We start from the raw sequence: 16102 nt of genomic DNA on the forward strand, positions 1-16102 counted from the left end.
AAAGTTCGATGGTTTATTTTTACCAAGTCAATTTTTGTATAAAAAACCTGCTTTTATGGCGTAAAAGCAGGCATTCTATTTCATATTCACCATGTCAGGCATTGTCTTTCTTTTTGTCTGCTTCTTTTTTGGCCATGTACAGCCCTCCGGCCACCAGCGATACGACATCCAATCCAACGATAAAATACGTTTCGGTGTAACCCTTTAAATAGGATGCGAAAAGCAGTGCGGCTGTGAGAGCGATCGCCACATAGTGGTTAAACGTGACGCGCGTAAAAAGGACGACCAGCATAAAAGGGAAACATAATGCAAAAACGGCTTTTGTAATCACAAAAACCCTCCTCGGGAATTCTTCATCTCATCTGATTATAGTAAAAAATGAAGAATCGGACAATCGTTCCCCTGCTATCACAATACCCTTTTTCGGCAGTCTTCAATCATCTGTCAAAGAAAATGTGAATATAAATCCATTGAACCATTAACCAGATGAATCGAATTACCTTTCTTCAGCCGAAAGGATGAGAAGGTTTAGGTCTTTGTATCTTTGACAGTTTCTTCCTCCCTCTTTACAATGTAATGATAGTGTTTACTATCATTTTCTTGGATGAAGAAAAAAAGGGGGTCATACCGCATGTATTCAGTGCGATTTCAAAAAGCGGAAGAATCGAGCCGCTCTGCAGGAGCAAAAGGAATGAACCTGATTAAACTGACGAAAAACGGGCTGCCCGTTCCCGGCGGTTTTATCATTCAGACGAATGCCCTGACACGTTTTATGGAAGACAACGGGCTTCAAGCAGATCAGGAACAGATGGAGCGCGCCATTATGAACGGCACGTTTTCAAAAGAGCTTCGGGAGGAACTGACAGCGTCGTTTTATGAATTGAGAGAATCATACGCCTCTGTCGCCGTACGTTCCTCCTCCGCGTCCGAAGATCTTGAAGGCGCTTCTTTCGCGGGCCAGTACGAAACCTATTTAAATATCAAAACTGAAGAAGAGTTTCTCGGAAAAGTGAAAGAGTGCTGGGCTTCCTTCTTCTCGGCGCGGGTCAGCGGTTATAAAGAGAAAATGAACAATGACACCGCAGAACCGTTAATGGGCGTTGTCGTGCAAGGTCTGATCAATTCCGAGGTTTCAGGGGTCATTTTCAGCCGCAACCCCGTCACACATGATGACGGAGAACTGATGATCAGCGCGAGCTACGGCCTCGGAGAAGCAATCGTCTCCGGCAGCGTGACGCCCGACACATTTATCGTCAATAAAGACACATTTCAGATTGAAAAAGAAATCGGCTTAAAAGAAATGTATATCGTCTCTAAAGACGAAGGCGTGACGGAAAAAGAGACGTCCGCTGACATGAGAAACCGTTTCTGCCTTGATGACGAGAGCGTCAAAGAGCTTGCCATGCTGACGATAAAGACGGAAGAACTGTACGGTTATCCCGTGGATCTCGAGTTCGGATTTGCCGAAAATAAGCTCTATCTGCTTCAGGCCAGACCGATTACAACGATCGCGCAGGATCAGAAAGCGGCAGACGAAGAACGGGAATTTATCATGACGCCCCGGGATCAGAAAGATTTTTGGCTCAATATGGAGTCCAATATAGAAGGTCCCGTCAGCCCGTTATTCGCTTCACTCATTGTGCCGGCTTTGGAATACGGCCTCAAAGAGAGCACGAAGACCTTCCCTGTGATGGGCATCGAGATTGAGCGTGTCAAACTTCATCAGGGCCATGTTTTTTCCAGACAGCATAAGACGGACGACAAGCTGCCCGCAGAACAGTTAGAAGCGCTTTTCCCCGTCTTGGCTGACCGCATGTACGATATTATTCAGGAAACCTTTCTGCCTTTTTATCAAAAGCTGGACGAACTGGCGCATACAGACCATACGCCGGAGACTGCCATTGATGCGTTCCGAAACCTGCAAGACTTCTATTTAAAAGGATACGCAGAACATTTCAATATTGTCTTTCCGCAGGTTGCGTTAAACATGATACTGGAATCTATGTACGGACAGGTTGAGAAAGAAAACACCTTCCTTCTGTATGAAATGCTGGCCGGCGTCATGAATAAGTCATTGGAGACCGACAGACAGCTCTGGCTGCTTTCCGGACAAGTAAAAGACAGCCCTGAGCTGCGGCGCGTCTTTACGGTTTCTCATGCCGATGAGCTGCATCAGACGCTTCTGCAATCAAATGAGGGAAAACGCTTTCTCGAACAAGTCGGCGAATTTTTACAGGAATACGGCTGGAGATCCGTGAAAAGTCATGATCTCATTGAAGAAACTTGGGCGGAAAACCCTTATTTCGCTTTGGCCAACATTCAGAACTATGTCCGAAACGGATACGATTTTGACAGTGAGTTTCATAAAACGATAGAAAAACGAAAACAGCTCTACGCCGACTTTATGGATAGAATTGAAGATGACGGCTTCCGGGAGACGTTTGATCGCTATTATCAGTGGACATTGTCTTCATCCGTCATCAAAGATGATCACCATTTTTATATTGATGCGATGCTGGACGCCAAAGCGCGCCTTTGCCTTCTGAAAATCGGCGAGCTGCTTCAAAAACAAGACGTAATCGATGATCGGGAGGATATGTGGTACTTATACAGCGATGAAGTCGAGAAAGCGCTGGCGTCGCCGGTTCCGATGCAGGAAAAAGCCGCTGAACGAAAACGGCTCTTCCAGCAATATCAATTGCTTGAAGCCCCCGCTTATCTCGGGACTCCGACTTCGGAACAGCTGAAAACGGCTGAACAGATTACCGGCTCCATCACAGAAGATGAAAAAAACACTGAACATCAAATTTACGGACTTGCAGCGTCAAGCGGAATCGCAAGCGGACCGGTGAAAGTCATTCGTGACGCAAGTGAATTTTCCCGTTTTTCAACAGGAGACGTGCTTGTCTGCAAAATGACGACACCGCTTTGGACCAGTCTGTTCCAGGATGCAAAGGCCGTCATTACGGACACGGGCGGCATCCTGTCACATGCGGCGATCATCGCGAGAGAATACGGGCTCCCGGCCGTTCTCGGCACACGTGCCGCGACTGACAGGCTCAACGACGGAGATATCGTCACGGTAGACGGGACAAACGGCAAGATTACGATTGTCAAACGCGCTTCATGCTAGGTTTCCCTCTTTATTGACGGGCAGGGCGGGTGTATACTTGTCCTGCCAGTATTTACGCGAGGTGAAACATGTTGAGAACGACGAACAAGAGAATTATTGACGCCGCGATGAATCTGATCATCCAAAAAGGATACCGCGCAGCGACAACAAAGGAAATCGCAGAAAAAGCAAAAGTAAGCGAAGCAACGATTTTCCGTAATTTTAAAAACAAGCAAGGATTAATGAAAGCCATGATTGAACAGCAGGCGCCGGTTCCGGAAAGCATGATCACCAAGGCGGAAGGCGATCTGTATGAGGATCTTCTTCATTTCGCCACGACCCTTCTGCAGCAATTGGAACAAAAAAAAGAAGTGTTCCGCATCTGCCTGCGCGAACCGGAACTATTCGAAGACGTCCTGCAGGATATTGTCGTATATCCGCAATCCGTGAAAAAGCATTTAATCGTTTACTTTAAGGAGCTGACAAAGAAAAATATGATAAGCCCCGGCAGCGAAGAAGCTAATGCAGACGTCTTTATGACGATGATTTTCGGTTATTTTATACACCGGCTGCAGCTGGGGAAAAGAGTCATTACTCTCTCTGAGGAAACGATGCTGAAACACAGCACTGAGATTTTCATGAAAGGCATTACCGGCCGGTCATTTTCCGGCTCCAAGGAGGATGAAGGATGGGTTCAAAGAAAGAATGGGCGCTGATCGTTTCGCTTTTGCTGGGAGCCATACTCGTTCCCATCAATTCTACGATGATCGCAGTCGCCCTTTCATCCATTTCCCGCTCATTCAGCGAATCAATTGCCAGCATCACATGGGTAGTGACCGTGTACTTAATCGTGATGGCAGTGACACAGCCCATTGCCGGCAAACTCGGTGATATGTACGGTAACAAAAAAATGTATTTATGGGGCGTCGGCCTTTTTCTCATCGCATCATTGGGGTGCGCCCTCTCGCCAAGTCTTTTCTTATTGATTTTCTTCCGGGCGCTTCAGGCTGCCGGCGGCGCTTTGCTTACGCCAAACAGCATCGCCATCATCCGCCATGTCGTGTCTGAAAAACGGCTTCCGAAAGTATTCGGGTTTTTCGGCCTCGGCGCCGGGCTGGGCGCGGCTCTCGGTCCGTTTATCGGCTCTCTTTTAATTGAGAGCTTCAGCTGGCATTCGATCTTTTGGGTCAACATTCCGTTTCTTGCGATCGCACTCGTGACGGCATTAATGATGTTTCCTAAATATAAAGAAGAAACGTCTGACGCTCCGCTTGATATCATCGGGTCCGTTTTGCTTGCCGGAAGCATTGTATCTATTATTCTTTTGACGAAAAATGAAAGCTCTTTGGGCTATTGGGTGTACGCGCTGCTCATTCTCGTATTGGTTCCGCTATTTTTCAGGCGGGAACTGCGCACGAAACATCCGATTATTGATTTTGACCTGTTTAAAAACACGACCTTTACGAGCGCCAATCTGTCGGTTCTGTTAAGCAATTTAATGATGTACGCCGTGTTATTGATTATGCCGCTCTTTATGACCGGCCACTTCAGCATGAACACGTCGCACAGCGGCATGGCGCTGTCAGTCTTTTCTGTTTTCATGTCCGCCAGCAACTGGGGCGGAGCTCAGCTGCATCAGAAATGGGGCGCGCGAAGAATGATTTTTCTGTCCTTCGGGCTGATGGCCGCAGCCAATCTCTTATTTCTGCTTTTGGTTTATTCCCATTCCGTTCCGTTTCTTATGGCATCGCTTATTGTAGGAGGCATCGCGTCAGGTGCGGGGCTGACTAGCATGCAGGTATCTTCTCTTGCGACGGTAGAACCGGGCATGTCCGGCATCGCATCCGGGATTTTCTCCACCTTCCGTTATTTCGGAAGCATTATTTCTTCAGCACTGATCGGTTTAATCTCCGGGTTTCATATTCTGTTTATCATATTGATCGGAGTTTCTGTGATCGGCTTGTTCGTATCGCTTGGAATTAAGTCCGGGGAAACCGTTCAGACGAAAAAAAGCCATTCGGCATAACGAAAAAGGTTCCGTAAGCATCAGCTTTCCGGAACCTTTTCTAGTTTTCCTTCTTCATTTTCTCTCTCAAAGTGTCACCGCAATGCCGTTTGCTCTATAAGAATCTTTTGATTTACAAGAGAAAAGGGGAATGTAAATGGCTGAGAGTTCCGATCAAGTTCGGCGCTGACATCGTAATCCGGCCGTAAAAAGCCCGGCCGCCGTCTTTTATTTTATTTATTTCACTCACTCCTATGTTCAACTTGAGCCCACTATCATTACTATATAAACCTATAAGTATTCAAGATACATTTAGTTGTACTTCTCTATCTCTCGCTGCTCTGCCAGCAACAAATTCACCATATCACTATAGCTATTCAAACCGTCTGTCTGATTATTTGCCTTCAGATATACATCATTTACATTTCTTGAAATACTTGAAATAACACCCTCATACTTATCCCGGTACTGCTCATTTTGTTCTATATCATGCTGCACCGCCTTGGACAGACTGGACATTATATCAGACGCCTGATCTGGATCCACTTTCTTTAGCTCAGATATAGAATAAACAAATGCTAGAAAAAAACCACTGTAAAGTATCATTGGATCATCCTGCTGCTTACATGCCAGATATGCTATAAAATTTGCCTCATCCTCATGCATGAAACCACTCTGATGTGCCAATTCATGTGCCATATTAGCAGGCACCAAGAAAACGGGCACATTAACATTGATATTGGATTCATAAGTAAAAGGGACAAAGATGCCATTTATCCCTGCATGCGACATTAGCTTTGACATCACAACTGGTTTTGGTGTTGAGTATAAAGAATGCTCCAAAATAGGATATTCCTTTGATAACATTTGCATCGAGAACACTGCGTGTTGTGCATAATAATCAAAAACCTCTGGTACTTGAGCCAAAAGATCAGTGTCCGCTAACTTTTCCCTTGCCAATTCCATTTCAACGGCAAGCGACTTACTCAATTTGACCAGTTCCTCCTTGCTGTAGTTCTCTTCTTTATATTCGGTATAAGACAAAAAAGAATATCTGTAATAGTTTATTCCACCCAAAATAGTATAACAAAAATATATCACGCTACAGATCGTAACTATTCCTAGAGCACCACGATAAACTACCATCCTACGTACACCTTTACTCATGATAACCTTGCGCACATAATAAACGATATAAAATAGAAAAAGTAACACAACCAACACGACGAGCCATTCACTAACAGAAAACTTGACCCAAGAAGGTACAAATCCTACTATTTTTGACAATAACGGATATACAGACCTACTGTATTTTTCCGCCCAATCCTGATGGTTCTGCGCGTATTTTGTCAGTATGTAAGCTATAACTCCAAGTGAAATCAACGGTAATCTCTTAAGTAAAAGCTTTTTTATAATGTACTCCCCCTATCCAACATAACCATTATAATCAGTTATTCTTAATATATATCCCGCTAAAGATTCATCTTCTAAAGGTTTTGGAGTTAGCAATAACCTTTCCAATAAGCCATACCTCTCCTTCATTTATTTTTTTATTATTTCAAAATAAAACAGCTAAGAAAATATAATTTTCTTAGCTGTTTTACTTTCTAACTGATTTTGAAATCTAGTTTAGGAGTTCTTGAAACTATTCCGAATAATTATGAAAAATCACATTATAATGCTGTCATTTCTTCGTGCTCGTGTTCATCCTGCACGAATAAAATACCTAATTCATGATGTTCGCCTTCATAGGACGCGCGCTGATCAAAACGGATCTCACCGTTCAGGCCGATGATCTCCATTTTTACAAATGCGCGGTTTTTTTGAAGTGCTTCATAAAAATCCGATACATGTTTCACGGGGATGCCGTTTACTTTCGTAATAATCTCACCGATCTTCAGCTCAAGATCGTCCGCGGGTGTATTCGGAATGATGCCGAGCACCATTAAGCCCTGATCCCGCTTAGAGAAATAAAACGGAGCCGCGTTATCGTTCAGCCGCTGTCTTAATGATAAAAACAGGCGTCCGAGCACCGCAATACAAGCGGCAGCTCCGGCAAGCGGAGTCCACCAAAGGGCAGCTGCCCCGAATGCGGTCACGATAACCCCGAGAATCATGACGCGTTTCGCCGTTATCCTTATGCTGACTTCCGGAAGTGACCCCTGCACACGCTGTCCGAAGCCGGCGATATAAGGAATCCAGATCAAATGGAAAGAGCCGCCCGGTACGGTAAAGACAGGCCACCAAGAAAGGTGTGACTCAAGCCCGCTGCCCGGCACCAATAAGAAAAGCGGAAGCAGCCATGCGCGATTCGCCAATTGTCGGCCGATGGGCAGGCCTCTGCTGCTGACGACAAGCGCCGGAGATGTTTTCAGATGCGCTGAACGGCAGGCAGCCGCTCCCTCCGTGATAATCAAAAGGCCCATAAACACGGCCGCCGATGCCCAATTCACGCCGAATGCCTGCGGAAACCGATCCGCAAACGGCACTGTGTGGGTATACTGAAGGATAAACGCAATGAACATGCCGGCGCTGACAATATAAGCTGAGGACAGCCAATTCATACGGAACGTCAGCGAAAGCAAAGCAGTCACAGCCGCGATTATGCCGAGAAGACCGAATGGAATCGAAATTCCCAGTCCAAAAAATAATATGGAGAGAAGAATACCCGGTATAAGTCCTTTTATGTATGTAAAGATAAGCTCGTCATACATATCCGCGATCTTTGTATGAAACGTATGGCGTTCACGTTTGATCCGCAAATATCCGCATGCGAGACTTATGATGATAAAAAACCAGAACATCGGGTGCAAAAAAAACAGACCGATACTTTTCAGAAGTTCAATTCCCCATTGAACAGACACTGCTTTCACCGCCTCAAGCCAAACATTTTAATTCTATTCTACCAAATAATCATTGGCTTGAATATCTCAAACGTCTATCTCTCTTCCGTCATCCACAGCGTTACATTTGAGAGAGAGAAATCTTTCAGATAGTGGTCAACCTCCACCTCGATCACGCCGCTGATCAGAAGCATGGACCGCTTAATATCCGTCAGATTGATTCCTAAACGTTTATGGTTTTTCATTAAGTAAGTGAAATAATGCTTCGCACACTCTTCATTGATTTCGTGAACGCATTCAACATTTGTGTAATTGACCAGGTATCTGCTGAACAGCATAAGAAGACTTAGTGCTTTTGTTGATGAAAATGTGACGTCTTTTGTTCTGTCTTTTAGTTGTTCCACTAATTCATAATATTTTTTTTCACGCACAATACTTGCCCTCTTCAATTGTGAACCCCCATTTTTTTATCCAGATAAGCACGGGTGATTACAGCTGCCGTGCTGAAGCGCCGCAAACACTTCTGCTTTCGATACTGAAATGCAGCTGCCAAACTAAAACTGTTCTCTATTAGAACCTTCTTTTATTGTAAGAACTAAAACTGACTGAGGCAACTTTCAAAAGTTTCATTTTGAATACATATTAAATCGGCATAAAGTCTCTCTTCTCTATAAATATCGGGTAATGTTTGTCCTTTATAAATGTTTAAATGTGAAAATTTTTTTAATATCTTGTCAAAACCGTCATAATTATATGTCTTTTGGTTCACTTTTTATGAATGACAAAAGAAACAGGAGACGCAAAAAACGCCTCCTTTTCATTTATTTTACAAATAATGATTTTAACGCCATTTGCAGCTGCAAATCATTTTTTTCGTCAGATTTCTTTTCATTCATCAGCTGATTCATTTTTTCCGCTGTCTTTTTATCAATGACCGCTGTTTTATCAAGCTTGTACCGGTCTTGAAACGCCAGAACGGCTTTTTTCATTGTTTTGCTGAAATAGCCGTCCGCTCTGCCCGGGTCGAAGCCTAGGCCTTTCAGCAGGATTTGGGCGTGCTTGACATCCGCGCTGTTCATATCAGGCTGAAGCGGCTGTTTCAGCTGAAGCGGTCCCGCCGCAAAATAATCCGGCTGGCTCACAGCGATTGTCGGAGCAATGCCTTTTTTGTGAATCCAATTGCCCTTCGGTGTCAGCCATTTGTAAAGCGTCAATTTAATGTTGCTCCCGTCTCCCATAGGCACGGCCTGCTGAACCGTTCCTTTACCGAAAGAAGTGTCGCCGACAACGTCATAATGTCCCGCTTCTTTTAACGCGCCCGCAAGAATTTCTGAAGCGGAGGCGCTTCCTTTATCTGTTATAACATTGACGGGATACGGCTTCTTATGTTTTAAGGTTGAGAAATATTGTTTTTTATCGCCGTTACGCTCCGCAATTTGGATATACGGCATGTCTTTTGTGATGAAATGCTTTAAAATTTGTTCGACGCTTTGAAGGTAGCCGCCGGGATTCCCCCTTACATCAAGGACGAGACCGTCAATCCCTTGTTTTTCAAGCTTTTTCAGCGCCGCGGCGAAGTCCTCGGCGGTATGCTCGGAAAATGTCGATATGCCGATGTAGCCGACATGATGACCGCCTGATTCTTTGCGGGAAGCAAATACGGTTTCAAGCGGGATTTCCGCTCTTTTAATCCGGAATGACAGCTGTTTTTCAGTACCCGGACGCTGTATTTTAATAGAAACCTTCGATCCTTTTTTTCCTCTGATTTTCAGCACGGCTTCGTTTAAATCTTTCCCGTTCATTGACACGCCGTTTATACTGATGATTTCATCATTCGGCTTGAGGCCCGCTTTTTCTGCCGGAGATTGCTTAAACGGTGATACGATAATGATTTTATTGTCTTTCATACCGACTTCAGCGCCGATCCCTTCGAAAGAAGAATCTAGAGAATCGGAAAACTGCTTAGCGGTCTGCTTGTCCATATAAACGGAATAAGGGTCGTTTAATGTAGACAGCATCCCCTGAATCGCTCCTTCAAGAAGCTTTTCTTTATCTACATTTTCCACGTATTCGTTCGAGATCAGCTCATATGCTTTTTCGATTTTTTCCATTGCCCGGGTTCTTTCTGCGTCTGATGAATTCGGCTGTGCCGCCCCGGCAATATGGGCTCCGCCGCACATCATGCTTAGGGCCGCTATCACTGCGATCATTTTCTGCTTCATCGTTTACCTCCTCTTAGTCCTTTTACGAAAACCTGGAGATAGTATGTGTAAATTGCAAAGAATTCATGTAACGGCAACAAAAAAATGAAAATGCGAGATTGTTTCATATATATGGGTAACGTATAATATTTTGTATGCAATTCATTATATATACAGGAGAATGCGATATGAAAATAAAATTATCGATTTTATCCGCGGCGGTTCTGGCCGCAGGCATTACCGCCTTTGTCTGGCCAAAAACAGAGGCCAATGAGAAAGCGCAGACGGACGCCTTGTATGTTTCTCCCGCAGGCAGCGACCAAAATGAAGGAACGAAAGAAAAGCCGTTCCGCACATTAAAACATGCGGCTGAAAAGGCAGAGGCCGGGACAACCGTATTGATTCGGGAAGGGACATATGATGAAACGTTTGAAGTAAAGCACAGCGGCACGGCCGAAAAGCCGATTACATTTCGGAACTATCAGAATGAGCATGTCTCAATCAGCGGCAAATCTGCGCCAAAAAGCGATTCTGAAACTCCGTTAATCCAAATCCGCAATAAACAGTACATTACCATTCACGGCGTTACGCTTGAGAATCTCTCCGTATCATCAGAAGATGCGACGGCCATGGGGATCTGCGTCACCGGATCAAGCAGTCATATCAACATTGACGGCAACCATATCCGGAACATTAAAACCACGGCTGATGAAGGAAATGCACACGGCATCGCATTTTACGGCACAGGTGCCATGAAGGATGTCAGCATTACAAATAATACGGTTGAAAAACTGACGCTCGGCGCAAGCGAAGCGGTCGTGCTGAACGGGAATGTCGACGGATTTAAGATTGCCGGCAATACCATCCGGGACAATAACAATATCGGGATTGACGTGATCGGATACGAAGGAACGTCCAAGCAAAACGACTATGCGCGAAACGGCGTCATTGAAAACAATACGGTGAGCCATAACTCTTCTTACGGAAATCCCGCTTACGGAGATGAATATTCAGCGGGCGGTATTTACGTTGACGGCGCAGAACATGTGGACATTAAGAAAAACACCGTTTACAACAATGACCTTGGGATTGAAGCCACCTCTGAGCATAAAGGGAAATACGCACGAGATATCCGGATTACGGATAACAAGGTGTACGGCAATGCATACACCGGTATTTCAATCGGAGGCTATGACACGAAACGCGGCGGCACCATCAATTCGGTGATCGCTCACAACATCATGTACCGAAATGACACGAAGGACCTTGACGGCGGCCAGCTGCTCCTGCAGTACGGCACAAAAGGGAACACGATCGAAAAAAACATCATGACGGCAAGCGATTCACGGATTTTTATCGCAAATGATTTTACGAAAAACGAAGAAAATACCGTTAATCATAACGTCTATCACAAAGAAGAGGGAAAAGACGGCATCTGGAATTGGAAGAACAGAGAATATGATTCATTCACAGCGTACAGAAAAGGAACGGCAAACGATTCGGATTCCATTTATGCGGACCCGATGTACCGAGACGAATCGTCTTATGACTTTACATTAAAGCCCGGATCACCGGCCCTGCCCGTCATTCAGTAACGAAACCATTAAAAAAAGCCAGTCTGTATCAGACTGGCTTTTTTTTATACACGAAGGAATTTCCGGATGGAAGTCAGACTTCCCCATACTCCGATCACCGCGCCGATCAGAATGAGCACAAGTGATACTTGAAACACAAACGGACTGTACGGCAGAAGTGAAACAAATGATCCCTGAACTTTCGGGGCCACCCAAGCGACCATCGACTGGTACGTACTCAGTACGAGAGCGATCGGTATGACAGAACCGAATACCCCCAGCAGCAGTCCTTCCAGGAAGAACGGCCAGCGGATAAACCAGTTTGTCGCGCCGACAAGCTTCATGATTTCAATCTCTTTTCTTCTGGCGAAAATCGTGATTTTAATCGTATTCGAAATTAAGAACATCGCCGTGAACAGAAGGCCGATGATTAACGCAATCCCGATGTTGCGTGACACCCCGACGATCTTAAACAGACGGCTGACTTCTTCTTTCCCGTATGTTACTTTATACACATGATCAAGCTTCTCAATTTTTTTCGCGACTTTCGGCGTATCATGCGGATCTGTCGTTTTGACGATAAACGCGTTGTTCAGCGGGTTTTCCTGATCTTGCATTTTCATGGCCTTTCCGCTGTCGCCGAAGCTTTTGACCAATTGATCAAGCTCTTTATCTTTAGATGAAAACTCTACGCTTTGGATTCCTGAGATGTCTTTAATCTCACTCTGCAGCGTATCCTGCGTTTTCTTATTTGACGTCAGATCGATTAATACTTTAATTTCCACTTCTTTTTCAGCATTTTTAGCCATGTTGTTTAAATTCAGCATAATGACTAAAAACACGCCGACCAAAATCAATGTAACGGTAACGGCACTGATGGATGCAAATGTCATCCACGTGTTTCTTCCGAGAGATTTAAAACTCTCACGCAAATGGCGCCCGAGAATTTTAATCATAAGAACCATACTCCCCTCTTGACTCATCACGCACAATAATTCCGTCTTCGATCGCGATGACCCGTTTCTTCATGGTGTTTACTATTTCTTTATTGTGTGTCGCCATCACGACGGTCGTTCCGCGGTTATTAATCTCTTCCAGCGTCTTCATCACTTCCCATGATGTTACCGGATCAAGGTTGCCCGTCGGTTCGTCAGCTATCACGACGTCAGGATTGTTGACGATGGATCTTGCGATGGAAACACGCTGCTGTTCTCCTCCGGAAAGCTGGTCGGGAAACTGCCGCGCTTTATGCTTCAGCTGCACAAGATCGAGCACTTCGAGCACGCGTTTTTTAATGACTGACTGCTGCTCTCCGATAACCTCAAGCGCAAACGCTACGTTTTCAAATACCGTCAATTTCGGAAGGAGTTTGAAATCCTGGAAAACAACACCTATTTTACGCCGCACGAAAGGAATCTCTTTTTCTTTCACAGCCGCGAGATCTTTATGATTAATCAATATTTGCCCTTTCGTCGGTTTTTCTTCTCTGTAAATCATTTTAATAAAAGTAGATTTACCGGCTCCGCTCGGTCCTACGACATATACAAATTCCCCGGGATGAATCATGACTGACAGCCCGTTAATCGCTTTTACACCGTTCGGATAGGATTTATATACTTCTTTCATCTCTATCATGAAATCACCTAATCTTTTATTTATGTCTTGCAGCCATAGAGTTCGCAAACGTACAGCGGTTTATGGCCGATTTGTCAGGAAACAGATGAAAAATCTGAAAGTTCCTTTTCCTCAGTACACTTCATTATACGTCAAATTTAGACATATTACTATTACAGTTTCTTTTCATTCCCAGACCGAGAAAAAACCTTGCCCCTATAACAGGCAAGGTTTTTCTGTTATTTTTTCTGTGACAGCCATTTTGCGATCTTCGCGGCTTCCTCATCATTTACAAGATGGCTCGGCATATTGCCGCGTCCGTTTTTAATGATGCTTTCAATTTTAGCTTCATCATACTTCCCGCCGACTTCCTGTAAATTCGGACCTCCGCCGCCTTCTAGGTCTTTACCGTGACAGCCGATACAGCTTTGCTGATAAAGTTCTTCACCCGCTGACGCAGATGCTTTTGATCCGCCTGAGCTGTCAGAGCTTTCTTTTTTCGATTCATTGGATCCGCCGCATGCCGCCAGCAGGACGGACATGGTCAGAACCAGCGCCAGCAGCGCCCATTTTGATTTCATATGTAAGATGCACCCCTTCGCTATTATAACCTCGTTTACGCGCGTTTGAAACCCTCGCCGAGCACCTCGCTTGCGTCTGCGACAATGACAAAGGCTGACTCATCAATTTGTTTGACGATTTGTTTCAGTTTTGTGAATTCGGTCTGACCGACGACACACATTAAGATCGGCCGGTCATGTTCCGTATACCCGCCGACTGCGGAAATCTTCGTCACACCCCTGTCGATTTCTTTAAACACAGCTGATCTGACGGCTTCTTCATGCTGCGTAATGATTAAAGCCATTTTGGAGCGGTTGAACCCGACCTGCACGACATCAATCGTTTTGCTTGAAATAAATACCCCGAGCATCGCATACAGTCCCTGCTCCACTCCGAAAACGAGCATCGCGCTCAGCACAATTAATCCGTCCATGATGGCAAGGCACGTTCCCAGCGACAGCCCCGTGTATTTGTGAATGATCTGCGCCGCCAGAGCCGTTCCCCCCGTGGAGCCTTTGCCGAGATACACGATGCCGATTCCCGTTCCGATCCCGACGCCTCCGAAAATCGCCGCCAGCAGTTCATGGGTCGTCGCGGGAGGCAGATCTCTTGTTAAAAAGACGGCAAGCGGCAGAACGATGGAACCGACCAGTGTCTTCATTCCGAACTTCCCGCCGAGAATGATCACTCCGGCGATAAACAAAGGGATGTTAATAATCCACTGCACGTAAGCCGGTTCAAAACCAAACGTTTCTAAAATGGTGCTGATCCCGCTTACTCCCCCCGCTGCTATACGGTTCGGCAGCAAAAATACGTTAAACACGACCCCCGTAATCGCCGCGCCGATCATGATATATATGTAATCTTTGATCAGACGGAGCGGCTTATTGTGATTCACATCCATGCAAAATCCTCCGTTCTCCGATTTTCTCTCGATAGCATTTTAAGTCTTCCCGGCTTAGAAGTAAATAACAGCCAAATACCGTATTAATTTGCTAAAGCGCTGTTGTGAAAAATGGAAAAAGAGAACGGATAAAAAAACACACCTTGCCAAAGGCAGGTGTGTTCCCGGATTACGACAGTTTAGAACGTAAATAGGCGTCAATGAAGATATCGATATCTCCGTCCATAACCGCCTGCACGTTCCCCATTTCCGTATTGGTGCGGTGGTCTTTCACCATGGAGTACGGATGGAAGACGTACGAGCGGATTTGGCTGCCCCAGCCGATTTCTTTCTGTTCGCCGCGGATTTCGTCAAGCTCCGCCTGCTGTTCTTCAATTCTGCGCTGATACAGCTTCGCTTTGAGCATTTTCATCGCCCGGTCGCGGTTTTTGATTTGGGAGCGTTCCGTCTGGCATGTGACGACTACATTTGTCGGCAGGTGGGTGATCCGAACGGCTGAATCAGTCGTATTGACGTGCTGTCCGCCGGCACCGCTCGCCCGGTACGTATCAACTTTAATATCTTCGGTACGAATATCAATGTCGATTTCTTCATTGAATTCAGGCATGACTTCACATGACACGAATGACGTGTGACGGCGGCCTGATGAATCAAATGGAGAAATCCGCACGAGGCGGTGTACGCCTTTTTCCGCTTTTAAATAGCCGTATGCATTGTGGCCTTTAATAAGCAGTGTGACTGACTTAATTCCTGCTTCATCTCCCGGGAGATAATCAAGCGTTTCAACTTTGAAGCCGCGTCTTTCCGCCCAGCGGGTATACATTCTGAGCAGCATGGAACCCCAGTCCTGGGATTCCGTACCGCCGGCGCCCGGGTGAAGTTCTAAAATCGCGTTATTTTTGTCATATGGTTCACTGAGCAGCAGCTGAAGCTCAAATTCATTCAATTCCTTCGTTAATGACTTCAGCTCTTTTTCAAGCTCTTGCTGAAGGTCCTGGTCAGGTTCTTCTTTTAAAAGATCATGTGTCATTTGCAGCTCTTCGTGAGACTCGCTCAGCTGATGATAGGAGTTCACGTATTCCTTCAGACCGTTCGCTTCGTTGATGACGGTTTGGGCCTTCTGCTGGTCATTCCAGAATTCCGGTTCCGCCATCTTTTCATCTAATTCTGCAATGCGGGCTTCCTTTGATTCGAGGTCAAAGAGACCCCCTGAAGTCCGCTAAACGAGAAGCCATATTTTCGAGCTCTGCCCTGATTTCTGATAATTCCATTCCATTCACCTCATTAA

General features: G+C 45.4%; 14 protein-coding genes. 4 read left to right on the forward strand and 10 right to left on the reverse strand.

The window, feature by feature from the left end:
• Positions 1 to 94 precede the first annotated feature (94 nt).
• On the reverse strand, positions 95 to 331 hold the full coding sequence (locus HAP68_RS16445; RefSeq protein ID WP_003151438.1) for a CsbA family protein: 237 nt from the start codon (positions 329 to 331) through the stop codon (positions 95 to 97).
• Positions 332 to 631: 300 nt separating this feature from the next.
• On the opposite strand from HAP68_RS16445, the gene HAP68_RS16450 reads away from it, so the two are divergent.
• From HAP68_RS16450 to HAP68_RS16460, 3 genes are all read left to right on the forward strand, one after another.
• Positions 632 to 3133 (forward strand): PEP/pyruvate-binding domain-containing protein, encoded by a 2502-nt coding sequence (locus HAP68_RS16450; RefSeq protein WP_024085856.1) that lies wholly within the window; start codon positions 632 to 634, stop codon positions 3131 to 3133.
• 71 nt (positions 3134 to 3204) lie between these two features.
• The gene (locus tag HAP68_RS16455; protein ID WP_014305917.1) at positions 3205 to 3828 is read left to right on the forward strand and encodes a TetR/AcrR family transcriptional regulator; all 624 of its coding nucleotides are present in this window, start codon (positions 3205 to 3207) and stop codon (positions 3826 to 3828) included.
• Positions 3801 to 5138: an MFS transporter gene (locus tag HAP68_RS16460; RefSeq protein WP_003151435.1), complete on the forward strand. Its 1338-nt coding sequence runs from the start codon at positions 3801 to 3803 to the stop codon at positions 5136 to 5138. The genes HAP68_RS16455 and HAP68_RS16460 overlap by 28 nt, the downstream gene beginning before the upstream one ends.
• 291 nt (positions 5139 to 5429) lie before the next feature.
• Here HAP68_RS16460 and HAP68_RS16465 read toward each other — a convergent pair whose 3' ends face one another.
• The 4 genes from HAP68_RS16465 to ctpB all read right to left on the reverse strand — a co-directional run bounded on the left by HAP68_RS16465 (position 5430) and on the right by ctpB (position 10143).
• Positions 5430 to 6500, reverse strand: a complete 1071-nt coding sequence (locus HAP68_RS16465) for a DUF3810 domain-containing protein (protein WP_041482381.1) — start codon at positions 6498 to 6500, stop codon at positions 5430 to 5432.
• Between the two features lie 290 nt (positions 6501 to 6790).
• The gene (minJ, locus tag HAP68_RS16470; protein ID WP_003151426.1) at positions 6791 to 7981 is read right to left on the reverse strand and encodes a cell division topological determinant MinJ; all 1191 of its coding nucleotides are present in this window, start codon (positions 7979 to 7981) and stop codon (positions 6791 to 6793) included.
• A gap of 74 nt (positions 7982 to 8055) precedes the next feature.
• On the reverse strand, positions 8056 to 8409 hold the full coding sequence (gene swrA / locus HAP68_RS16475) for a swarming motility protein SwrAA (protein ID WP_014305920.1): 354 nt from the start codon (positions 8407 to 8409) through the stop codon (positions 8056 to 8058).
• 372 nt (positions 8410 to 8781) lie between these two features.
• A complete protein-coding gene (gene ctpB / locus HAP68_RS16480) occupies positions 8782 to 10143 on the reverse strand; it encodes a carboxy-terminal processing protease CtpB (protein WP_370880548.1) in 1362 nt (453 codons plus the stop codon).
• Positions 10144 to 10349: 206 nt separating this feature from the next.
• Between ctpB and HAP68_RS16485 the strand changes: the two genes are divergently transcribed.
• Positions 10350 to 11756 (forward strand): right-handed parallel beta-helix repeat-containing protein, encoded by a 1407-nt coding sequence (locus tag HAP68_RS16485; protein ID WP_024085859.1) that lies wholly within the window; start codon positions 10350 to 10352, stop codon positions 11754 to 11756.
• A 44-nt stretch (positions 11757 to 11800) separates the two neighbouring features.
• Here HAP68_RS16485 and ftsX read toward each other — a convergent pair whose 3' ends face one another.
• The 5 genes from ftsX to prfB all read right to left on the reverse strand — a co-directional run bounded on the left by ftsX (position 11801) and on the right by prfB (position 16085).
• On the reverse strand, positions 11801 to 12691 hold the full coding sequence (gene ftsX, locus HAP68_RS16490) for a permease-like cell division protein FtsX (RefSeq protein WP_003151419.1): 891 nt from the start codon (positions 12689 to 12691) through the stop codon (positions 11801 to 11803).
• Entirely contained in the window at positions 12684 to 13370 is a 687-nt protein-coding gene (gene ftsE / locus HAP68_RS16495) for a cell division ATP-binding protein FtsE (protein ID WP_003151418.1), read from the reverse strand. Before ftsE ends, ftsX begins: the two co-directional genes overlap by 8 nt.
• 218 nt (positions 13371 to 13588) lie before the next feature.
• Positions 13589 to 13930, reverse strand: a complete 342-nt coding sequence (gene cccB, locus HAP68_RS16500; RefSeq protein WP_003151417.1) for a cytochrome c551 — start codon at positions 13928 to 13930, stop codon at positions 13589 to 13591.
• 35 nt (positions 13931 to 13965) lie between these two features.
• A complete protein-coding gene (locus tag HAP68_RS16505) occupies positions 13966 to 14814 on the reverse strand; it encodes a YitT family protein (protein ID WP_014305922.1) in 849 nt (282 codons plus the stop codon).
• A 169-nt stretch (positions 14815 to 14983) separates the two neighbouring features.
• Positions 14984 to 16085, reverse strand: a protein-coding gene (prfB, locus tag HAP68_RS16510; protein ID WP_096034905.1) for a peptide chain release factor 2 whose coding sequence is annotated in 2 segments (ribosomal slippage) — positions 14984 to 16012 and positions 16014 to 16085 — 1101 coding nt in all. Because the reading frame shifts where the segments join, the coding sequence is not laid out codon by codon here.
• Positions 16086 to 16102 lie beyond the last annotated feature (17 nt).

Source organism: Bacillus sp. Bvel1 (assembly GCF_014872755.1).
Classification (GTDB): Bacteria; Bacillota; Bacilli; order Bacillales; family Bacillaceae; genus Bacillus; species Bacillus velezensis.

Coding starts and splice junctions, on each gene's coding strand:
- HAP68_RS16450 (WP_024085856.1), top strand. CDS start 632: ATGTATTCAGTGCGATTTCAAAAAGCGGAAGAATCGAGCCGCTCTGCA.
- HAP68_RS16460 (WP_003151435.1), top strand. CDS start 3,801: ATGGGTTCAAAGAAAGAATGGGCGCTGATCGTTTCGCTTTTGCTGGGA.
- ctpB (WP_370880548.1), bottom strand. CDS start 10,143: ATGATGTGCGGCGGAGCCCATATTGCCGGGGCGGCACAGCCGAATTCA.
- HAP68_RS16485 (WP_024085859.1), top strand. CDS start 10,350: ATGAAAATAAAATTATCGATTTTATCCGCGGCGGTTCTGGCCGCAGGC.
- ftsX (WP_003151419.1), bottom strand. CDS start 12,691: ATGATTAAAATTCTCGGGCGCCATTTGCGTGAGAGTTTTAAATCTCTC.
- ftsE (WP_003151418.1), bottom strand. CDS start 13,370: ATGATAGAGATGAAAGAAGTATATAAATCCTATCCGAACGGTGTAAAA.
- cccB (WP_003151417.1), bottom strand. CDS start 13,930: ATGAAATCAAAATGGGCGCTGCTGGCGCTGGTTCTGACCATGTCCGTC.
- HAP68_RS16505 (WP_014305922.1), bottom strand. CDS start 14,814: ATGGATGTGAATCACAATAAGCCGCTCCGTCTGATCAAAGATTACATA.